At 71.7% G+C, this 1,643-nt stretch carries 2 protein-coding genes; both read right to left on the bottom strand.

The genetic code is table 11. The features are described 5' to 3' along the window. Positions 1 to 16: 16 nt before the first annotated feature. Positions 17 to 562, bottom strand: coding sequence for a methylphosphotriester-DNA--protein-cysteine methyltransferase family protein (locus tag FJ251_16225; protein MBM4119246.1), 546 nt, complete (start codon positions 560 to 562; stop codon positions 17 to 19). Between the two features lie 203 nt (positions 563 to 765). Further along, a complete protein-coding gene (locus FJ251_16220) occupies positions 766 to 1,590 on the bottom strand; it encodes a hypothetical protein (protein MBM4119245.1) in 825 nt (274 codons plus the stop codon). Positions 1,591 to 1,643 lie beyond the last annotated feature (53 nt).

Raw genomic sequence — 1,643 nt, 5'->3', positions numbered from 1 at the left:
ATCGGCTGGCGATCCATCAAACACCCCCTCGGCGCAGGGCGCCGGGCGTGAGTCCAAACTCGCGCCGGAAGGCGGCGCGAAAGCCGCTGTCCGAGTCGAAGCCGCAGGCGAGGCCCACGGCCAGCGCGTCCTCGCCGGCCACCAGGCGCTCGCGCGCGACGAGCAGGCGCAGGCGCCGCTGATAGGCCATCGGGCTCGCGCCGAGGTAGCGCCGAAAGGCGCGCCGCACGCTCGAGATGTCCCGCCCGGCCAGCGCCGCGAGCCGGCCCTCGTGCACGGGCTCGGGACAGCGCGCGCGCATGTGCTCGAGCAGGACGGGCAGCCAGGCGGGCGCCGTTTCCGGCCAGGTTTCGGGATGGCACTTCTTGCAAGCCCGAAAGCCCGCGGCCGCCAGCTCCTCTCTCGACGCCGCGAAGCGCAGGTTCTCGAAGCGGGGCTTGCGCGCGCGGCAGGAGGGCCGGCAGTAGATGCCCGTCGTGCGCACGCCCACCCAGAAGCGGCCGTCGTAGGCGGCGTCGCTGGCGACGAGGGCGGCGTACATGCGGCGGGGGCTGAGGGACATCGCGCACTCCCGCGCGGCGGGGAGGCCGCCGCGCCTGCCTGATTCTAGTCAGGTGCGCGGGGCCGCCGCCACCGATTTGCGGGCGGGCAATTGCCGCGGCGGATGGCCGCGCTCGTCCAAGGTGGCGGCCGCCTGGCTTCGATCCGCCGCCAGGCCAGCGCACCTGCGGCTCCTCGTCCATTGCGGATGTTTGACGGGCCGGCCTACCGCCAATCAGCCGGTCTTCGGCAAGGCCGCCATTGGCAGGCCCGCGTCCGGAAGCGTAGCAGCAAACCCCCCGCCGCGTTCGTGCAGGAGTCGATGGCAGGCCGCGCGGAGCGCGATCGGGTTCGCCGCGCTGTTGCGGCCACCGCCGGCGCCAGGGTTCGCCCATCGGGCAGGCGCGCGGCGCCACGCACCTCGCAGCGGTAGATCACCACCTGATAGGACGGGGCGGAGTTGCCACGTGGCAACTGGCCGCCGGCGCTTTCAGTGGCACTGCGCTCTGGGACCTCCAGGCTGGCAAGGAGGGCGTCCAGTCCGGCGACCAGAAGCTCCTCGCGAGTCTGGTGCCGAGCAGTTGGGGCGCCTGCCTTGCGGATCCTGTCCAGCATGGACTGCAGGCGCGCGAGTTCGAGCGGTCGGAGACGAAGGGTCAGCGTCGCCTCCGCGACCATCGGTGCGGGCGGGGTGGCGCTTGTTGTCCGCCCCGGATTCCGCCCTGCCTGAGCGCTACTGCCAAGCCCCGCGCCAGCGGCCGCCGGCAACGGGCTCCCGAGCAAGCTCCCCTGTCCGCTGGCCTCGGACAGCAGTGCCCGCGTGCTCACGCGCGCCTCTTTGACGCGTGCCTCGAGAGCGCGGCTGTTCAGTTGCTGCGCCTCTTCGATCCACTGACGCTCGGTCTGCGACGTGGCCACCTTCACCACTTCGCGAGCCTTCGTCCAGGGCAGCTCGCCACGAGTCAGCGAGTCCTGTAGCTGCGGCAGGTGCTCCAAACTCTCGGCCAGATGGATGAACTGGAAGGTCTTGTTGCGGGAGAAGCCCAGCACCTGCTCGGCGTAGGCATGAATGCTGGAGTAGCCGCAATCGCGGTAGAGGCGCC

It is taken from the genome of bacterium, assembly GCA_016873475.1.
In the GTDB taxonomy this organism is placed as follows: Bacteria; Krumholzibacteriota; Krumholzibacteriia; order JACNKJ01; family JACNKJ01; genus VGXI01.
This window is presented reverse-complemented; position numbering and strand designations above follow the sequence as displayed.

Bases quoted from the DNA above. Each gene is read 5' to 3' on its own strand.
- FJ251_16225 (MBM4119246.1), bottom strand. From the start codon at position 562: ATGTCCCTCAGCCCCCGCCGCATGTACGCCGCCCTCGTCGCCAGCGAC.